Source organism: Burkholderia sp. Bp9012, assembly GCF_003853825.1.
In the GTDB taxonomy this organism is placed as follows: domain Bacteria; phylum Pseudomonadota; class Gammaproteobacteria; order Burkholderiales; family Burkholderiaceae; genus Burkholderia; species Burkholderia diffusa.
The window spans coordinates 168,523-183,748 of record NZ_QTQA01000009.1 but is presented as its reverse complement, the minus strand read 5'-3'; the positions used below and the strand labels follow the sequence as shown (position 1 = coordinate 183,748).

The window sequence follows — 15,226 nt, the reverse complement described above, 5'->3', positions numbered from 1 at the left end:
GTTTCGAACCAGCCCGCATGTTCACGCTTTCCGATTTCGATTTCAATCTGCCCCCCGAGCTGATTGCGCAAACCGCACTGCCCGACCGCACCGCGAGCCGCCTGCTCGAGGTCGATGGCACCGTCGAGCCCGCGCGCCTCGTCGACCGCCGCTTCGCCGAGCTGCCGTCGTGCATCGCGCCGGGCGACCTGCTCGTGTTCAACGATACCAAGGTGCTGAAGGCGCGCTTCTTCGGCCAGAAGGCCAGTGGCGGCAAGATCGAGGTGCTGATCGAGCGCGTGACCGGCACGCACACCGCGCTCGCGCAGATCCGCGCGAGCAAGTCGCCGGGCGCCGGCACGACGCTGCGCCTCGCCGACGCGTTCGACGTGACGGTCGGCGAGCGCGTCGAGCCGTTCTTCACGCTGCATTTCCCGGAGCCGTGCCTCACGCTGATCGAGCAGCACGGCCGCCTGCCGCTGCCGCCGTACATCGAGCACGACGCCGACGCGAACGACGAGACGCGCTACCAGACCGTCTATGCGAGCAACCCGGGCGCGGTCGCGGCGCCCACGGCCGGGCTCCATTTCGACCAGCCGCTGCTCGACAAGCTCGACGCCATGGGCGTCGAGCGTGCGACGCTGACGCTGCACGTGGGCGCCGGAACGTTCCAGCCGGTGCGCGTCGAGAACATCGCCGAGCACCGGATGCACAGCGAGTGGTACGACCTGCCGCAATCACTCGTCGACAAGATCGCCGCGACCCGCGCGCGCGGCGGCAACGTGATCGCGGTCGGCACGACGTCGATGCGCGCGCTCGAAGCCGCGGCGCGCAGCGCCGACGAAGCGGGCCGCCCGCTCGCGGCGACGCAGGCCGAGACCGACATCTTCATCACGCCGGGCTACGGTTTCCGCGTCGTCGATCGGCTCGTGACGAACTTCCACCTGCCGAAGTCGACCCTGCTGATGCTGGTGTCCGCGTTCGCGGGCGTCGAGACGATCCGCGCCGCGTACCGGCACGCGATCGACGAACGCTACCGCTTCTTCAGCTACGGCGATGCGATGCTGCTCACGCGGCGCGACACGCCGGAGGCGCCGCGCGCGTAAGCGAGGCAGGTGCGAAGACGCACCGGCCCTCGACCGCGCAGCCGCCGTGGCTCCCGTTGTCCCGCTGCGCGCGCTCCGATGGCGCGCGCCCGCTTTTCCCAGCCGCCGGCTTGCCGGCGGCGTTTCCAACATGCGCCGGACTGTTCTCCGGTGGCAAGGAGAATGACGCGATGACCGAAGGTTCATCCCACGATACGCACGCTCCCGTGCAGGACCGCCCGGCCAACGGGCTCGAATTCGAACTGCTGACGACCGACGGCCATGCGCGCCGCGGCCGCGTGAAGCTCAACCACGGCGTGGTCGAGACGCCGATCTTCATGCCGGTCGGCACGTACGGCACCGTGAAGGCGATCCAGCCGCGCGAGTTGCACGAGATCAACGCGCAGATCATTCTCGGCAACACGTTCCACCTGTGGCTGCGCCCCGGCCTCGAGACGATCGACGCGCACGGCGGCCTGCACGGCTTCATGGGCTGGAACAAGCCGATCCTGACCGACTCGGGCGGCTTCCAGGTGTTCTCGCTCGGCGACCTGCGCAAGATCACCGAGGACGGCGTGACGTTCGCATCGCCGATCAACGGCGACAAGCTGTTCCTGTCGCCGGAAGTGTCGATGCAGATCCAGAAGGTGCTGAACTCCGACATCGTGATGCAGTTCGACGAATGCACGCCGTACGCGACCAACGGCGTGCCGACCACGCACAAGGAAGCGGCCGACTCGATGCGCATGTCGCTGCGCTGGGCGAAACGCTCGCTCGACGAGTTCGACCGGCTCGGCAACCCGAACGCGCTGTTCGGGATCGTCCAGGGCGGGATGTTCGAGGACCTGCGCGACGAATCGCTCGCGGGCCTGTCGGAGCTCGGCTTCCACGGCCTCGCGATCGGCGGGCTGTCGGTCGGCGAGCCGAAGGAAGACATGATGCGCGTGCTGCGGCACGTCGGCCCGAAGCTGCCGGCCAACAAGCCGCACTACCTGATGGGCGTCGGCACGCCGGAGGATCTGGTCGAGGGCGTCGCGAACGGCGTCGACATGTTCGACTGCGTGATGCCGACCCGCAACGCACGCAACGGGTGGCTCTTCACGCGCTTCGGCGACGTGAAGATCCGCAACGCGACGCACAAGAATTCGCTTAAGCCGCTCGACGCGAGCTGCACGTGCTACACGTGCCAGAACTTCTCGCGCGGCTACCTGCACCACCTGCACCGCGTCGGTGAAATCCTCGGCGCGCAGCTCAACACGATCCACAACCTGCACTACTACCTGCAGCTGATGAGCGAGATCCGCGACGCGATCGAGACCCATACGTTCGACGCGTTCCGCCAGCGCTTCGCAGAGGATCGCGCAAGAGGGGTCGACTGACCGGCCGGCGGGCCGCGTGGCTTCGCACCGCTGCCCGCACCGCGCCACGTCACATAGGATGTGTACTAAATATCGCGTCCCGACCGCCAGTTGTGGCCGCCGAATATTACAATTGCCTTTCCAAACGCGTCGCAACGGTGCCGTTTCATGCTTTAACAGCTTGATCCGAAAGCGCATTTGCTGCGCCGTTTGCACATGGGGCCGGTGGTAGAATAACCGGCTTAATTTTCGATCTTCCCCTACGGAGAGACCAACGTGCCGTTCATTTCCAATGCCTTCGCGCAAGGTGCCGGTGGCGCCGAATCGAGCCTGATGAGCTTCCTGCCGCTCATCCTGATGTTCGCGGTGCTGTACTTCATCATGATCCGTCCGCAGATGAAGCGCCAGAAGGAACACCGCAACATGCTCGCGGCCATGGCGAAGGGCGACGAAGTCGTCACGAGCGGCGGCCTCGTCGGCAAGGTGACGAAGGTCACCGAAGGCTACATCGGCGTCGAAATCGCCGAAGGCACCGAAATCACCGTGCAGAAGGCTGCGGTCACGACCATTCTGCCGAAGGGCACGATCAAGTCGCTGTAAGGCTTTCACCGAGCGTCCGGCTCCCCGCGTCGTGCCCGCCTGAGAGAGCGGGCCGCCGCGGCGCCGGACGCGACGCTTTCACGCCAACCACCCGTTCGGCCCCCTCATGAATCGTTATCCACTCTGGAAATATGTCGTGATGGTCGTGGCGCTCGCCATCGGCCTTCTGTACACATTGCCCAACTTCTTCGGCGAAGCGCCGGCGGTGCAGGTGTCGAGCGGCAAGGCCACGGTCAAGCTCGACTCGACCACGCTGACCCAGGTCGAATCCGCGCTCGCCTCCGCGCAGATCACGCCGGACGACGTCACCTTCGAGAACACGGCGTCCAACGCGAACATCCGCGTGCGCCTGAAGGACACCGATACGCAACTGCGCGTCAAGGACCTGCTGCAGAAGTCGCTGAACGCCGATCCGAACGATCCGCAGTACGTCGTCGCACTGAACCTGCAAAGCGCGTCGCCGCGCTGGCTGACCGCGCTGCACGCACTGCCGATGTATCTCGGCCTCGACCTGCGCGGCGGTGTCCACTTCCTGCTCCAGGTCGACATGACGGGCGCGCTCACGAAGAAGCTCGACTCCGACGCATCCGATGCGCGCACGCTGCTGCGCGACAAGAACATCCGCGACGGCGGCGTGAGCCGCGTCGACCAGTCCGTCGTCGTCAATTTCAGCGACGCGCAGACGGCGGAAGACGCCCGCAAGGTGCTCGCCGCGTCGGTCACCGAACTGCAATGGGCGACCCAGCCCGGCGGCGGCGGCACGCAAGTCGTCGGCACGTTCACGCCGGCCGTGCAGAAGGCCGTCGAGGACGCCGCGCTCAAGCAGAACCTGACGACGCTCCACAACCGCGTGAACGAACTCGGCGTGTCCGAGCCGATCCTGCAACAGCAAGGCAGCGACCGCATCGTCGTCGAACTGCCGGGCGTGCAGGACACCGCGAAGGCGAAGGACATCATCGGTCGCACCGCGACGCTCGAGGCGCGCCTCGCCGATCCGATCAACACGCACCCGAACCCGAACGACCCCGTGCCGCCGGGCGAGGAGCTGTTCACGCAGGGCAACCAGGCGCCCGTTCTGCTGAAGAAGGAAGTGATCTTCACCGGCGACCGCATCATCGATGCGTCGGCCGGCTTCGACGAACACCAGCGTCCGTCGGTCAACATCCGCCTCGACTCGGCGGGCGGCCGCTCGGTGCGCGCGGTGTCGCGCGAGAACATCGGCAAGCCGATGGCGATGGTGCTGTTCGAGAAGGGCAAGGGCGAGGTGCTGACGGTCGCGACGATCCAGTCCGAACTCGGCGACCGCTTCCAGATCACGGGCCAGCCGACGCCGCAGGCGGCGGCAGACCTCGCGCTGCTGCTGCGCGCCGGTTCGCTCGCCGCACCGATGGACATCATCGAGGAACGCACGATCGGCCCGAGCCTCGGCGCGGACAACATCAAGATGGGCGTCCACTCGGTGATCTGGGGCTTCTGCGCGATCGCCGTGTTCATGATCGCGTACTACATGCTGTTCGGCGTGATCTCGGTGATCGGCCTGTCCGTGAACCTGCTGCTGCTCGTCGCGGTGCTGTCGCTGATGCAGGCGACGCTGACGCTGCCGGGTATCGCGGCAATCGCGCTCGCGCTCGGCATGGCGATCGACTCGAACGTGCTGATCAACGAGCGCGTGCGTGAAGAACTGCGCGCCGGCCAGCCGCCGCAGATCGCGATCCAGGCCGGCTACGCGCACGCGTGGGCGACGATTCTCGACTCGAACGTCACGACGCTGATCGCCGGCCTCGCGCTGCTCGCATTCGGCTCGGGCCCGGTTCGCGCGTTCGCGATCGTGCACTGCCTCGGCATCCTGACGTCGATGTTCTCCGCGGTGTTCTTCTCGCGCGGGATCGTCAACCTCTGGTACGGCGGCCGCAAGAAGCTGAAGTCGCTCGCGATCGGCCAGGTGTGGAAACCGGAAGGCGCCACGGCTGGCGCCTCGTTCGCCGCGGCTGACGAATCGACCGATACCGCACGCGCCGCGAAGCTCGCCGCACCCGCGAAGGGCAACGCACCGCGCGCCGGCAAGCCGCAGCTGCGCAACCGCGCGCAGCAAGGCGTGTCGACGAAGAAACCGGGCTCGACCCAATAAGGCCCCGGAGACGAAGCCATGGAATTTTTCCGCATCCGTAAAGACATTCCGTTCATGCGGCACGCGCTGGTGTTCAACGTGATCTCGCTGGTCACGTTCCTCGCCGCCGTGTTCTTCCTGTTCCACCGCGGGCTGCACCTGTCCGTCGAATTCACCGGCGGCACGGTGATCGAGGTGCAGTACCAGCAGGCCGCGCAGCTCGAACCCGTGCGCGACACGCTCGGCAAGCTCGGCTACGCCGACGCGCAAGTGCAGAACTTCGGCACGTCGCGCAACGTGCTGATCCGCCTGCAGTTGAAGGAAGGCCTCACGTCCGCGCAGCAGAGCGACCAGGTGATGACCGCGCTGAAGGCGCAGAGCCCGGACGTGACGCTGCAGCGCGTCGAGTTCGTCGGCCCGCAGGTCGGCCGCGAACTCGCGACCGACGGTCTCCTCGCGCTCGCGTGCGTGGTGATCGGCATCGTGATCTACCTGTCGATCCGCTTCGAATGGAAGTACGCGGTCGCCGGCATCATTGCGAACCTGCACGACGTCGTGATCATTCTCGGCTTCTTCGCGTTCTTCCAGTGGGAGTTCTCGCTGGCGGTGCTCGCGGCGATTCTCGCGGTGCTCGGCTACTCGGTCAACGAGTCGGTCGTCATCTTCGACCGGATCCGCGAAACGTTCCGCCGCGAACGCAAGATGAGCGTGTCGGAGGTGATCAACCACGCGATCACGACCACGATGTCGCGGACGATCATCACGCACACGTCGACGGAAATGATGGTGTTGTCGATGTTCTTCTTCGGCGGCCCGACGCTGCACTACTTCGCGCTCGCGCTGACGGTCGGCATCATGTTCGGCATCTACTCGTCGGTGTTCGTCGCGGGCTCGCTCGCGATGTGGCTCGGCATCAAGCGCGAAGACCTGATCAAGGAAAAGAAGACGGCGCACGATCCGGACGATCCGAACGCGGGCGCGCAGGTTTAAACACCGCGTCGTTTCGGCGGATACCAGAAGGCCGGTCCTGTTGGACCGGCCTTTTTTCATGCGCGAGCCGCGTCCGCTTCCTCCGGCGCGACCGCACGGACCGTCGGCTACAATCGCTTCACCATCCCGCCCCGCCACCCGTCGAAGCCGCGGTCCTCATGATGCCTGCCACGCGTGTCGTTCATCGCATCGTCGCCTGGAGTACCGGTGCCGCCGCCGCGGCCGCGTTCGTTGCATGCGCATCGGCCGCCCGCGCGCAATCCGCGTCCGCCCCGCCCGCCGCTGCTGCTGCCGCGGCGTCACAACCGTCACCCTGCCCGCCCGACTGGGAACCGCAGCTCTGCGAACTGAAGGCCGCGGTCGAAGTGCTGAAGAAGCAGCACCTGACCGACGTCGACATCGGCGAGTTGCTCGACGCCACAGTGCACGACGGAATCAAGACGCTGCCGTATGCGCGCTTCTTCAACGCAAAGGAGGAACAGCAACGGCGCGACGACGAGCGCCGCGCACGCGACGGCACGCCGGGCATCGGCATCGTGTTCGAGACGCGGCCCGACGGCCTGCACATCATCGACGTGATCCCCGACGCGCCCGCCGAACAGGCCGGCGTGCGGCCCGACGATCTCGTCGTCGCGATGAACGACCGCAGCGTCGTCGGGATCGACAGCAGCGAGGTCGTGAATCTCGCGAAGGGCGACGCGGGCATGCCGCTGAAGCTCACGGTCCGGCGTGGTCCAAACCATTCGACGCTGACCTTCGCGCCGGTCCGCGCAATCGTCCGGCCACACCCGGCGACCGCCAAGCGGCTCGCCGGCGACATCCTGTACACGCGGCTGTCGAGCTTCCCGGAGCCCGCGGTCGGCAACTATATCGACGCGGTGCAGGCCGCGCGCCGCGCGGGGCCGCCAGTGAAAGGCGTGATCCTCGACCTGCGCATCAACGGCGGCGGCGCGCTGAATGCGGCGATCGGCATCACCGCGCTGTTCGCCGGGCGCGACCGCACCGCGATGGTGACGCTCGAGCGCGACGGCACGAAGCGTCGCCGCTTCACGACCAACTGGCCCGACTACGAACTGCCGGTCATGCACGGCCAGGATCCGCTCGCACCGCTGCAGGCAGACGACTGGTGGCGCAGCGTGCCGCTCGTCGTGCTCGTCGACGGACAGAGCGCGTCGGCCGCCGAAGCGACAGCGGCGGCACTGAAGGACCTCGGCCGCGCGCGGCTGCTCGGGATGCCGACCTACGGAAAGGGGCTCGCGCAGACCGGCGTCGACCTGATCGACGGCACACGCGTCAATTTCACGTTCGCGCGCAACCTGCGGCCGAACGGCTGCCCGATGGACGGTTACGGCGTCGTGCCGGACTGGCTCGTGCAGCCGCGCCACGACTCGGACGTCGACGGCGTGCTGCTGTGGTACCGCGAAGTCGATCTCGCCCGCGCGCCGTATGCGGACCGGCTGACGCCCGATCCGTTCGCGCAGGTACGCAAGGCACGGCAGAAACTGCGCGAAGCGCGCGTGCGCGAGAAAATCGATACGTCGAAGAGCGCGGCGCTGCCGCAGCGGGAATTCGGCACGGATGCCGACTGGCAGCTCCGGCAGGCGCTTGACGCGCTCGCCGGCCGGCCGGTGCAGACCATCGCGGCGCCCGCGCAACTGATGCCGGCGCAGCCGGTATGCGAGCGCGGCAGCGACTGACGCGCCGCCGCGCACCCCGCGTCACCGGAACCCGAACCGCCGGCGCAGCACGATCAGCGCCGCGAGGCTCAGCACGGCCGCGAACATCAGGTAGAAGCTCGGCGCGGTCTTCATCCCGGTTGCGCGGATCAGCCACGCGATGATGAACGGCCCGAAGCCACCGAAGATCGTCACCGCGACGTTATACGCAAGCGACATCCCGGTCGTGCGCGTCTGCACCGGAAACACTTCGGACAACAGCCCGGGCAGCGCTGCGAAATAGCCGGTCATCAGGAACGCGAGCAGCACCTGCAGCGCGATCAGCGTGCCGAAGCCCGGATGCGCGACCAGGTACGCGAACGCCGGATAGATCAGCACGAGGATGCCGACGGCCGGCGCGAGCATCACGCGCACGCGTCCGTAACGATCCGACCAGTGGCCGACGAGCGGTGCGAACGCCATCTGGATCACGCCGACGACGAGGATCGCGGCAAACGCGGCCGACGGCGCAAGGCCGAGCTGCTTCACGCCGTAGGTCGGCATGAACAGCACGAGATAGGTCGCGACGGTGCCGAGCACCACCACGCCCATCGCGGCGACGAGCCGTGCCTTGTGCGACGCGAACGTGTCGCGCAGCGGGCTCGCGGTGCTTTCGGCGGCGAGGAATTCGGGCGTCTCGTCGACCTTCGAGCGGATGTAGTACGCGACGGGCCCGAGCAGCAGCCCGAAGAAGAACGGGATGCGCCATCCCCACACGGCCATCTGGTCGGCCGTGAGCTGCGCGTTCAGCACGGTGCCGAAGCCGGCGGCAAGCAGCGTCGTGAGCCCCTGGCTCGCGACCTGCCAGCTCGCGAAGAAGCCGCGCCGGCCCGGCACGTGCTCGGCCAGGAACGCGGTCGCGCTGCCGAATTCGCCGCCGGCGGAGAAACCCTGCATCAGCCGCGCGGCGACGAGGATCAGCGGCGCGGCAACGCCGATCGTCTGGTAGGTCGGCAGCACCGCGATCACCAGCGTGCCGGCCATCATCAGCAGGATCGACAGCGTGAGCGCGGCCTTGCGGCCCGCGCGGTCGGCATACGCGCCGAGCACGATCGCGCCGAGCGGGCGCATGAAGAACGACACGCCGAACGTGCCGAGCGTGAGCAACAGCGACACGGTATCGTTGCCGGCCGGAAAGAACAGCTTCGAGATCGTCACCGCGAAGAAGCCGTAGACGACGAGGTCGAACCACTCGAGCGCGTTACCGATCGACGCGGCGACCACCGCGCGCCACACGCGCGGCGACGAGGCAATGGAGCTGGACTGCGTGACGGCATGCATCGGCGATCTCCTTGTCGTTGTACGTTGTGTCGGGCGCGCCGATTCTCGCGCCGCGCGCTGCGCCGACGATTATAGGCGCGCAAAAAAAACCGCCGCGCCCCCTGAAAACGGGAGCGCGGCGGCTGGCTCGCGACGGGCCGGCGGCGTGACGCGGCGGCCAGCCCGGCCGCGCGCGTTACTGCTGCTTGACGGCTTCGGCCGTGATCAGCAGCTTCGTCTTCATCTTGAAGCCGTACTGCTTGCCGTAGTCGAGGCCGAAATCGTCGCGGCTGAATTCGCCGACGGCGTCAACGCCGCACACTTCGCGCTTGAGCATCGGATGCGGCATGCACTTGAACGAATCGATCTTCAGCGTGACCGGCTTCGTGACGCCGTGCAGCGTCAGGTTACCGACCACCGACACCGGCTTGTCGCCGTCGAACTTGATGGCGCCCTTGTAGTTCGCCTGCGGGAACTTGGAGACGTCGAAGAACTCAGCCGTCTGCAGGTGCTCGTCGAGCTTCGCGCTGCCCGTGTGGATCGACGCGATGTCGGTCGTCACGTCGACCGTACCGGTCTTCGCCGCGCGGTCGAGCGTCACGGTGCCGCTCGACTTGTCGAACTTGCCGCGCCAGACCGACAGGCCGCCGAAGTGGTCGGCCTCGAAGCTCGGGTACGTATGGCTCGGGTCGAACTGGTACGTCGCGCTGTCAGCGAATGCCGAGAACGACAGCGAAGCGGCCAGCGCGCCCGCGGCGATGATCAGATGCTTTTTCAAACGCTTTCTCCTTGGAACGGCGCCGCGCCCTCGCGCGGCATTCGGGGTGATGCGACAACCCGCCGCTTACTTCGTGGCGACGAGATGAAACTTGATCTGCACTTCGTCGGCGACGATCGACGTGTCCTTCCATTCGCCGGTGCCGACGTTGAACGCCGAACGCTTGATCGGCAGCACGCCGTCGAAGGTCTGCGTCGGGCCGCTCTGCGTGACCGTGACGGGCACCGTGATGGTCTCGGACTTGCCCTTGATCGTCAGCTTGCCGGTCACGTTGTACTTGTTGCCGCCCGCCGGCGCGATCGCCGACGACGCGAAGGTCGCCTGCGGATACGCCTTTGCGTCGAACCAGTCCTTGCCCGCGACCTGGTCGTTGTACATCTTGTCGCCGAGGTCGAAGCTCGCGATGTCGATCGTCATTTGCGCGCTGCCCTGCGCAGCCTTGGCCGGGTCGAACTTCACCTGCGCGGAGAACTTCCTGAATGCGCCTTCGGTCGGCACGTTCATCTGCTTCGACACGGCGGACACCTTGCTCTTCGCGAGATCGACGTCGGCGTGCGCCGCGGCCGACGCAACGAGTGACACCGCGGCGAACGCGGTCAGCATGGAGCGGGAGAAAGACACTTTCATGGGATCCTTCATTTGGCAGAGGGAAGCATCCGCGACAGCAGGCCGTCGCGGTCCAACAACTGGTGCTTGAGCGCCGCGAGCACATGCATGGCGACGAGCGAAAGCAGAATGTAATTCAAAGACACGTGCAGCGTCTTGAAGGTTTCCTTCAGCGCAGGATCGGGATCGATCAGGCGCGGCAGCGGCACGATGCCGAGATAGACGACCGGGATGTTCGACGCGGAGCTGTACAGGTAGCCCGTAACCGGAATCACGATCATCAGCACGTACAGCAGCATGTGCACGCCGTGCGACACCGCACGCTGCCACGCCGGTGTGTCGCCCGGCAGCGGCGGCGGCAGGTGGGTCGCGCGCCACAGCACGCGCACAACCGCGAGCGCGAACACCGTCACGCCGATCCACTTGTGCCACGAGAAGTACTTGAGCTTCGTCGGCGTGAAGCCGGGGATGTCGGTCATCACCCAGCCGAGTGCGAAGCCGCAGACGATCAGCAGCGCGATCAGCCAGTGCAGCGCGATCGCGGTGTGCGCGTAGCGTGCCGGCGAGGCCGGCGGCGATTTCGATGCCATCATGGATTCCTCAGTTGAGCGAACGGCTGCGCCGGTAAATTCGTCCGACGCTTGTCACGGGCGCCATGCTACCGCAACCTTTTGTCTCGCGCGGACTCCGAGGACAGGCGCGTCAGCCTGCTGACAGGTTTGCGCCATGTTACCGGCCGGTCACCCCGTGACGGGGCGTTGACACGCCGAAAAAGCCGTTTTGGTAAGATTGGCGCGGGTTCCGGCCCTGTCGACGCGTTCCCCGCCCGTCGCACAACTGCCTTTTCCATGCAACGACACGACCTGATTGCCTGCCACGAATGCGACGCACTGTTGCATAAACCGCGCCTGAGCGGTCGCGAAATCGCGCGCTGCCCGCGCTGCGACGCACTGCTCTATCGCAACAGCACCACGCAGATCGAGCGCATCAGCGCGCTTGCGGTCGCGGCACTCGTCACGTTCGTCATCGCGCAGGCGTTCCCGATCCTCGAAATGGACCTGAACGGCACCCGCGTGCAGACGACACTGATCGGCGCGATCGACGCGCTGTGGCATCAGGACATGGAGATCGTCGGCGTGATGGTGTTCTGCTCGACCGTGCTGTTCCCGCTCGTCGAGATGGCCGCACTGCTGTACGTGCTGCTGCCGATCCGGCGTGGCGTCGTGCCGCCGGGCCTCAATTTCGTGCTGCGCACGATCCAGCTCGTGCGGCCGTGGGGGATGATCGAGGTGTTCATGCTCGGGATCGTCGTGACGATCGTGAAGATGGTGAGCCTCGCGCGCGTCGTGCCCGACGCGGCGCTGTTCGCGTTCGGCGCGCTCACGCTGATGACCGCCGTCGTGCTGATGTTCGATCCACGCACGCTGTGGGACATCGCCGACGAGCTGCGCGCCGGGCGCACGCCCGCCACGCCCGACGGCACCGCTTCGCCGCCGCAAGCGCCCCGCCAATGACGATGCCGACCGCCGCCCGCGAGGGCTACGCCAGCTGCCACGCATGCGGGCTCGTGCAGACGATCGACCATCCGCACGCGCATTGCGCGCGCTGCGGCAGCACGCTTCACTTCCGCACGCCGAACAGCATCACGCGCACCTGGGCGCTGCTGATCGCGGCCGCGATCCTCTATATTCCGGCGAACCTGCTGCCGATCATGCGCACGTCGTCGATCGTCGGCTCGCAGGAGGACACGATCATGAGCGGCGTCATCTATTTCTGGACGTCCGGCGACTGGCCGCTCGCGGTCGTCGTATTCGTCGCCAGCATCCTCGTGCCGATGCTCAAGCTCGGCGTGCTGACGATCCTCGTCGGCACCGCGCAGCGGCGCACCGTGTGGCGGTCGCTGCAGCGCACGCGCCTGTACCGGATCGTCGAGCGGATCGGCCGCTGGTCGATGCTCGACATCTTCGTCGTGACGCTCACCGTCGCGCTCGTCCATTTCCGTTCGCTCGCCGTCATCACGGCCGGCCCCGGCGCGCTCGCGTTCGGCTCGGTCGTGATCCTGACGATGCTCGCGTCGATGCAGTTCGATCCCCGCCTGATCTGGGATCCAGTCGAAACCTCAGGGAAACACCATGAATAGTCCGCAAGGCCCGCAGCAAGACGCGTCCCGGCCGCCCGATCCGGCGATCTCGACGAAAAGCGGCTGGCTGCCGTCGCTCGTCTGGCTCGTGCCGCTGATCGCCGCGCTGATCGGTATCGGCCTCGTGATCAAGTCCGTGCGCGAGCGCGGCCCGGAAATCTCGATCAGCTTCCACAGCGCGGAAGGGCTCGAGCCGGGCAAGACGCAGGTCAAGTACAAGGACGTCGAGATCGGCATGGTCAAGACGATCAAGCTGTCGAAGGACCTGTCGCGCGTGCTCGTCCAGGTGCAGCTGAAGAAGGAAGCCGAGGACTTCGCGGTCAAGGGTTCGCGCTTCTGGATCGTGCGTCCGCGCGTCGGCGCGACCGGCGTGTCGGGGCTCGGCACGCTGCTGTCGGGCGCGTACATCGGCGTCGATGCCGGCCACGGGCAGGACACGCAGACCGACTTCACCGGCCTCGAGACGCCGCCGGCCGTGACCGGCGACCAGAAGGGCACGCAATACGTGCTGCGCGGCGATTCCCTCGGCTCGGTCGACATCGGCTCGCCCGTCTACTACCGCCGCGTGCAGGTCGGCCAGGTGGTCGGCTTCTCGCTCGACAAGGACGGCACGGGCGTCACGTTCAACGTGTTCGTCAACGCGCCGTACGACCAGTACGTCGGCGTGAACTCGCGCTGGTGGCAGGCGAGCGGCGTCGACCTGCGGCTCGATTCGAGCGGCCTGAAGCTGAACACGCAGTCGCTCGCGACCGTGATCCTCGGCGGCATCGCGTTCCAGACGCCGCCGAACCAGGACAGCGGCGCGACGGCGCCGAACAACACGACCTTCCGCCTCGGCTCCGACGAGACGGACGCGATGCGCGATCCGGACGGCCAGCCGCTGCAGGTCGTGATGAACTTCAACCAGTCGCTGCGCGGGCTCGCGGTAGGCGCGCCGGTCGACTTCCGCGGCATCGTGCTCGGCGAAGTGACGAACATCGGCATCGACTTCGATCCGAAGACCAAGAACTTCCTGATGCCGGTGACGATGAACGTGTATCCGGAGCGGCTCGGCCCGCGCTTCCGCGAAACGATCGAGAGCAAGGGCGAACCGGCCCGCCGCGAGATCGTCACGCGCCTCGTCAGGCACGGGCTGCGCGGCCAGCTGCGCACCGGCAACCTGCTGACGAGCCAGCTTTATGTCGCGCTCGACTTCTTCCCGAAGGCACCGGTCGTGGAGATCGACGCGGCACGCCAGCCGCTCGAGCTGCCGACCGTGCCGAACACGCTCGACGAACTGCAGCTGCAGGTCGCCGACATCGCGAAGAAGCTCGACAAGGTGCCGTTCGACCAGATCGGCGCGAACCTGAACAGCGCGCTGTCGAACGCCGACAAGCTCTTCAAGCAGCTCGACACGCAGGTCGCGCCGGAAGCGCGCGACACGCTGTCGGCCGCGAAGCAGACCTTCTCGACCGCCGAGGCGACGCTGCAGCAGGATTCGCCGCTGCAGTCCGACGTGCGCGGCGCACTGAAGGAACTCACGCGCACGCTGCAATCGCTGAACGCGCTCGCCGACTATCTGGAGCGCCATCCCGAATCGCTGCTCAAGGGCAAGCCAGGAGATCAACAATGACGACGACACGCGCGAACATCGTCGCGAGCGGCGCGGCGGCAGTCTTCGCCGCGCTTGCGCTCGCCGCGTGCAGCTCGCCGCCCGCGCGGTTCTATACGCTGAGCCCGGCCGACGCGGCCGCGCCCGTGCGTACCGCGCCCGCCAACCCGTCGTTCCTGATCGAGGTGCCGTCCGTCGGCGTGCCCGAGCAGGTCGCGAAGAACCAGCTCGTCGTACAGAAGAACGCCGCGCAGGTCGACGTGCTCGAACAGGAGCGCTGGGCCGCGCCGCCCGCCGACGAAATCCGCCGCGCGTTGTCCGACGACCTCGCCGCACAGCTCGGCACGATCGACGTCGCGAATTCCGCGTATCCGGCCGGCGTGCCCGTCTATCGGATCAGCGTGAACGTGCAGCGCTTCGAGTCGTGGCCCGGCAAACGCGCGGCGATCGATGCGGTGTGGAGCGTGCGCGCGCTCGGCACGCAGGCCGTGATGACGTGTCGCACGAGCGTCGCGGAACCGGTCGCCGACGGCTACGACGCGCTCGTCGCGGGCCACCGGCGCGCGCTCGACGTGATCGCATCGCAGGCCGCGTCCGGCGTGCGCGCGATGGCCGCGCGGCGCGGAGCCGCGGCTGCGTCGGTCACCTCGACGACCGCGTCCGGCAAGGCAACGGCCGCCGCGCCCGCCGTGCCTTGCCCGGCCAGTCCGATGCCCGGCAACGATGCGGGCGCGACGGGCAAGTCCGGCGCGTAAGCGCGACGCGCGGGCCGGCGGCCGATGCATGCGCGCGGCACGGCTGCGCTCGGCACACGCCGCCCGATAGTCATCGTCGGCATCGATCCGCGTGCGCATGCAACCGCGCACGCGAACCTGCCGCCCTCGCCGCCACTGCCTGCGTTGCTCGGCATCCATCGGCCGAACGGCGGCTTTGCATTGTTTGTCAAAATCCGCCGGAACCGGCACCATGCAACGCGGTCGGCTTGCGTTTTCGCGCCCGATTGACGATCCTACGCAC

General features: G+C 67.2%; 14 protein-coding genes. 10 read left to right on the top strand and 4 right to left on the bottom strand.

Going from position 1 to position 15,226, the window contains the following annotated elements:
* Positions 1-17: 17 nt before the first annotated feature.
* The 6 genes from queA to DIE11_RS14685 all read left to right on the top strand — a co-directional run bounded on the left by queA (position 18) and on the right by DIE11_RS14685 (position 7,816).
* Positions 18-1,085 (top strand): tRNA preQ1(34) S-adenosylmethionine ribosyltransferase-isomerase QueA, encoded by a 1,068-nt coding sequence (gene queA / locus DIE11_RS14710; protein WP_059608279.1) that lies wholly within the window; start codon positions 18-20, stop codon positions 1,083-1,085.
* Between the two features lie 170 nt (positions 1,086-1,255).
* Positions 1,256-2,443, top strand: coding sequence for a tRNA guanosine(34) transglycosylase Tgt (gene tgt, locus DIE11_RS14705; protein ID WP_124624906.1), 1,188 nt, complete (start codon positions 1,256-1,258; stop codon positions 2,441-2,443).
* Between the two features lie 255 nt (positions 2,444-2,698).
* Positions 2,699-3,022 (top strand): preprotein translocase subunit YajC, encoded by a 324-nt coding sequence (yajC, locus tag DIE11_RS14700; protein ID WP_006476868.1) that lies wholly within the window; start codon positions 2,699-2,701, stop codon positions 3,020-3,022.
* A 106-nt stretch (positions 3,023-3,128) separates the two neighbouring features.
* Positions 3,129-5,150 carry a protein translocase subunit SecD gene (secD, locus tag DIE11_RS14695; protein WP_059608277.1) on the top strand — a complete coding sequence of 674 codons (2,022 nt, stop codon included), beginning with the start codon at positions 3,129-3,131 and terminating at the stop codon, positions 5,148-5,150.
* Positions 5,151-5,168: 18 nt separating this feature from the next.
* Positions 5,169-6,119, top strand: coding sequence for a protein translocase subunit SecF (gene secF, locus DIE11_RS14690; protein ID WP_059465429.1), 951 nt, complete (start codon positions 5,169-5,171; stop codon positions 6,117-6,119).
* Between the two features lie 158 nt (positions 6,120-6,277).
* Complete coding sequence (locus tag DIE11_RS14685; RefSeq protein WP_185633762.1) at positions 6,278-7,816, top strand: S41 family peptidase; 1,539 nt, start codon at positions 6,278-6,280, stop codon at positions 7,814-7,816.
* Between the two features lie 21 nt (positions 7,817-7,837).
* Here the strand turns inward: DIE11_RS14685 and DIE11_RS14680 are convergent, their stop codons facing one another.
* The 4 genes from DIE11_RS14680 to DIE11_RS14660 form a co-directional block, all read right to left on the bottom strand.
* On the bottom strand, positions 7,838-9,115 hold the full coding sequence (locus tag DIE11_RS14680) for an MFS transporter (protein WP_059608275.1): 1,278 nt from the start codon (positions 9,113-9,115) through the stop codon (positions 7,838-7,840).
* Between the two features lie 175 nt (positions 9,116-9,290).
* Positions 9,291-9,872, bottom strand: a complete 582-nt coding sequence (locus DIE11_RS14670) for a YceI family protein (RefSeq protein WP_059535372.1) — start codon at positions 9,870-9,872, stop codon at positions 9,291-9,293.
* Positions 9,873-9,938: 66 nt separating this feature from the next.
* On the bottom strand, positions 9,939-10,499 hold the full coding sequence (locus tag DIE11_RS14665; protein ID WP_124624904.1) for a YceI family protein: 561 nt from the start codon (positions 10,497-10,499) through the stop codon (positions 9,939-9,941).
* Between the two features lie 8 nt (positions 10,500-10,507).
* The gene (locus tag DIE11_RS14660) at positions 10,508-11,068 is read right to left on the bottom strand and encodes a cytochrome b (RefSeq protein ID WP_059608274.1); all 561 of its coding nucleotides are present in this window, start codon (positions 11,066-11,068) and stop codon (positions 10,508-10,510) included.
* 258 nt (positions 11,069-11,326) lie between these two features.
* On the opposite strand from DIE11_RS14660, the gene DIE11_RS14655 reads away from it, so the two are divergent.
* Genes DIE11_RS14655 through DIE11_RS14640 form a run of 4 tightly spaced genes read left to right on the top strand, consistent with a single transcriptional unit; the run spans position 11,327 to position 14,964 of the window.
* Positions 11,327-11,992, top strand: coding sequence for a paraquat-inducible protein A (locus DIE11_RS14655; protein WP_124624901.1), 666 nt, complete (start codon positions 11,327-11,329; stop codon positions 11,990-11,992).
* Positions 11,989-12,618: a paraquat-inducible protein A gene (locus DIE11_RS14650; protein ID WP_124624898.1), complete on the top strand. Its 630-nt coding sequence runs from the start codon at positions 11,989-11,991 to the stop codon at positions 12,616-12,618. The genes DIE11_RS14655 and DIE11_RS14650 overlap by 4 nt, the downstream gene beginning before the upstream one ends.
* On the top strand, positions 12,611-14,230 hold the full coding sequence (locus tag DIE11_RS14645) for an intermembrane transport protein PqiB (RefSeq protein WP_124624895.1): 1,620 nt from the start codon (positions 12,611-12,613) through the stop codon (positions 14,228-14,230). Before DIE11_RS14650 ends, DIE11_RS14645 begins: the two co-directional genes overlap by 8 nt.
* Positions 14,227-14,964 carry a membrane integrity-associated transporter subunit PqiC gene (locus tag DIE11_RS14640; protein WP_124624893.1) on the top strand — a complete coding sequence of 246 codons (738 nt, stop codon included), beginning with the start codon at positions 14,227-14,229 and terminating at the stop codon, positions 14,962-14,964. Before DIE11_RS14645 ends, DIE11_RS14640 begins: the two co-directional genes overlap by 4 nt.
* Positions 14,965-15,226 lie beyond the last annotated feature (262 nt).

What these genes read in the sequence shown, in the direction of transcription:
- queA (WP_059608279.1), top strand. Translation starts at nt 18, where the DNA reads ATGTTCACGCTTTCCGATTTCGATTTCAATCTGCCCCCCGAGCTGATT.
- tgt (WP_124624906.1), top strand. Translation starts at nt 1,256, where the DNA reads ATGACCGAAGGTTCATCCCACGATACGCACGCTCCCGTGCAGGACCGC.
- secD (WP_059608277.1), top strand. Translation starts at nt 3,129, where the DNA reads ATGAATCGTTATCCACTCTGGAAATATGTCGTGATGGTCGTGGCGCTC.
- secF (WP_059465429.1), top strand. Translation starts at nt 5,169, where the DNA reads ATGGAATTTTTCCGCATCCGTAAAGACATTCCGTTCATGCGGCACGCG.
- DIE11_RS14685 (WP_185633762.1), top strand. Translation starts at nt 6,278, where the DNA reads ATGATGCCTGCCACGCGTGTCGTTCATCGCATCGTCGCCTGGAGTACC.
- DIE11_RS14680 (WP_059608275.1), bottom strand. Translation starts at nt 9,115, where the DNA reads ATGCATGCCGTCACGCAGTCCAGCTCCATTGCCTCGTCGCCGCGCGTG.
- DIE11_RS14665 (WP_124624904.1), bottom strand. Translation starts at nt 10,499, where the DNA reads ATGAAAGTGTCTTTCTCCCGCTCCATGCTGACCGCGTTCGCCGCGGTG.
- DIE11_RS14660 (WP_059608274.1), bottom strand. Translation starts at nt 11,068, where the DNA reads ATGGCATCGAAATCGCCGCCGGCCTCGCCGGCACGCTACGCGCACACC.
- DIE11_RS14655 (WP_124624901.1), top strand. Translation starts at nt 11,327, where the DNA reads ATGCAACGACACGACCTGATTGCCTGCCACGAATGCGACGCACTGTTG.
- DIE11_RS14650 (WP_124624898.1), top strand. Translation starts at nt 11,989, where the DNA reads ATGACGATGCCGACCGCCGCCCGCGAGGGCTACGCCAGCTGCCACGCA.
- DIE11_RS14645 (WP_124624895.1), top strand. Translation starts at nt 12,611, where the DNA reads ATGAATAGTCCGCAAGGCCCGCAGCAAGACGCGTCCCGGCCGCCCGAT.
- DIE11_RS14640 (WP_124624893.1), top strand. Translation starts at nt 14,227, where the DNA reads ATGACGACGACACGCGCGAACATCGTCGCGAGCGGCGCGGCGGCAGTC.